This window comes from Rhizobacter sp., assembly GCF_031412495.1.
Classification (GTDB): domain Bacteria; phylum Pseudomonadota; class Gammaproteobacteria; order Burkholderiales; family Burkholderiaceae_C; genus Schlegelella_A.
The window spans coordinates 1-2,418 of record NZ_JANODC010000035.1 but is presented as its reverse complement, the minus strand read 5'-3'; the positions used below and the strand labels follow the sequence as shown (position 1 = coordinate 2,418).

Sequence of the window (2,418 nt, the reverse complement as noted above, 5' to 3'; positions counted from 1 at the left end):
CAGATCACGCAGCAGGTGTTCTCGTCGCCGCGCTCGCTCGCGGTCGTCGCCGGCGTGCTCGGCGTGCTCGGTGCAATTCCCGGCATGCCGCACCTGGTCTTCTTCGTCATCGCCGCCGGCCTCGGCTACGGCGCCTGGCTCTTGCACCGGCGGCAGCAGCGGGCGAAGACGGCGCCGCCGGAAGCGCCGGCGCCGCCCCCGGCCAACGCGGAGGCGAGCTGGGACGACCTGCAGCCGGTGGACACCCTCGGCCTCGAGGTCGGCTACCGCCTCATCGCCCTCGTCGACAAGGCACGCCAGGGCGACCTGCTCGCGCGCATCAAGGGCGTGCGGCGCAAGTTCGCGCAGGACGTCGGCTTCCTGCCGCCGCCGGTGCACATCCGCGACAACCTCGAGCTGAAGCCGAGCGCCTACCGGCTGACGCTGCGCGGCGCCGTGGTCGGCGAAGGCGAGGCCTATCCGGGCATGTGGCTGGCGATCAACCCGGGTGCGGCGACGATGACGCCGCTGCTCGGCACGCCGACCACCGACCCGGCCTTCGGCCTGCCCGCCACCTGGATCGAGGAGCGGCAGCGGGAGCAGGCGCAGATGGCCGGATTTACGGTCGTTGATTGCGCGACCGTCATCGCCACCCACCTTTCACACTTGATGCAACTCCACGCCGCCCGCCTGCTGGGCCGCGTCGAGACGCAGCAACTCGTCGAGCACGTCACCAAGCTGGCCCCGAAACTGATGGAAGACGTGATCCCCAAGATGGTCGGCATCGCCGCCCTGCAGAAGGTGCTCCAGCTCCTGCTCGAGGAAGGCGTGCACATCCGCGACATGCGCTCGATCGTCGAGTGCCTGGCCGAGTTCGCCGCCACCGTCACCGACCCGGCCGAGCTGGCCCGCCGCATCCGCGTCCACCTGGCGCCGTCGATCGTGCAGCAGATCTACGGCCCGACCAAGGAGCTCGAGGTCATCGCCCTCGAGCCCGAGCTCGAGCGCATGGTTTCGCAGGCCCTCAACTCGCCGCACGGCGCCGCCCTCGACCCCGGCGTCGCCGACACCATCGCGCGCAGCGCCGCCGACTCGGCACGGCGCCAGGAAGACCTCGGCCATCCGGCCTGCCTGCTGGTGCCGGACGGGATCCGCGCGCCCATGGCCCGGCTCCTGAAGCGGGCCGTGCCGCGCCTGAAGGTGCTGTCGCACAGCGAGATCCCTGAGACCCATTCGATCCGCATCGGCTCGATCATCGGAGCTACCGCATGAATCCCTCACGCTCACGTTCGTTCGCTGCGGGAGGCGGCATGAACCCCTCACCCTCACTTCGTTCCCTGCGGGAGGCGACATGAACGTCAAACGCTTCACGGCGCGAACCTCGCGCGAAGCCCTTCGCCTCGTGCGCGAGGCGCTCGGCGACGACGCCGTGGTGCTGTCGACCAAGCCGAGCGCCGGCGGCGTCGAGGTGCTCGCGATGGCCCCGGAGGCGGTCGGCCGGATCGAGCAGATGGCCACGGGCGCTGCCGCCCCGGCCGCGTCGACGCAGGCGGACGCCGACCTCGACGCAAGCAGCGCCGAGCAGGACGCCGAGCGGCTCGAGATGAGCACGCTCTCGTTCCAGGATTACGTCAGGAAGCGCATGCTGAAGCGGCGCGCCGACGCGATGGAGCACCAGGCCAAATCGACGGCGGTGGAGCGTCGGGCGTCGATGCCTGCCGCCGCCGCCGTGCAGCCCCTGTCACGACGTCTCGACGTCCGCCTCGACGACGAGACCCGCTATCCCGCTCCGCCTGCCGGGGTGGTCGTCGACGCGGCGATGCCGCAGGCCGCTGCATCGGTGGCTGCCGGCAGCGGCCCCGACGCCGAGGCCTCGCTGCGCCACGGCACCGACCTTCTCAGCGAGCTCCGCTCGGTCAAGGGCCTGATCGAGGAACGCTTCGGTATGCTCGCCTTCCTGGAGCGGCTGCAGCGCCGGCCGGCCGAGGCTCGACTGACGCAGAAGCTGCTCGACTGCGGCTTCTCGCCGGTCCTCGTGCGCAAGCTCGCCGACGGGCTGGGCACCGACGTCGCCGACGAGAGCGCGTGGGCCGCCCAGGTCCTCGAACGGAACCTGCAGGCCGCCGAGAGCGGCGAGGCGCTGGAGGACCGCGGCGGCGTCTTCGCCCTGATCGGCGCCACCGGCGTCGGCAAGACGACCACCGCCGCCAAGATCGCCGCCGCCTTCGCAGCGCGCCACGGCGCCGGCAACCTCGGCCTCGTCACCCTCGACGCCTACCGAGTCGGCGCGCACGAGCAGCTTCGCGCCTATGGCCGCATCCTCGGCGTGCCGGTGCATACCGCGCACGACCGCGCTTCGCTGGAGGACCTGCTCGACCTGCTCGCCGCCAAGAAGATGGTCCTGATCGACACCGCCGGCATGGCGCAGCGCGACAGCCG

The 2,418-nt window shown here is 71.7% G+C and carries 2 protein-coding genes; both read left to right on the top strand.

Translation table 11 applies throughout. The features are described 5' to 3' along the window. Positions 1 to 1,251, top strand: a 1,251-nt coding sequence (locus tag AC30N0_RS01250; RefSeq protein WP_489516124.1) for an FHIPEP family type III secretion protein, incomplete at its 5' end; no start/stop codon positions are given. A gap of 79 nt (positions 1,252 to 1,330) precedes the next feature. After that, the coding region (flhF, locus tag AC30N0_RS01245; protein ID WP_489516123.1) for a flagellar biosynthesis GTPase FlhF at positions 1,331 to 2,418 on the top strand (1,088 nt) is incomplete at its 3' end.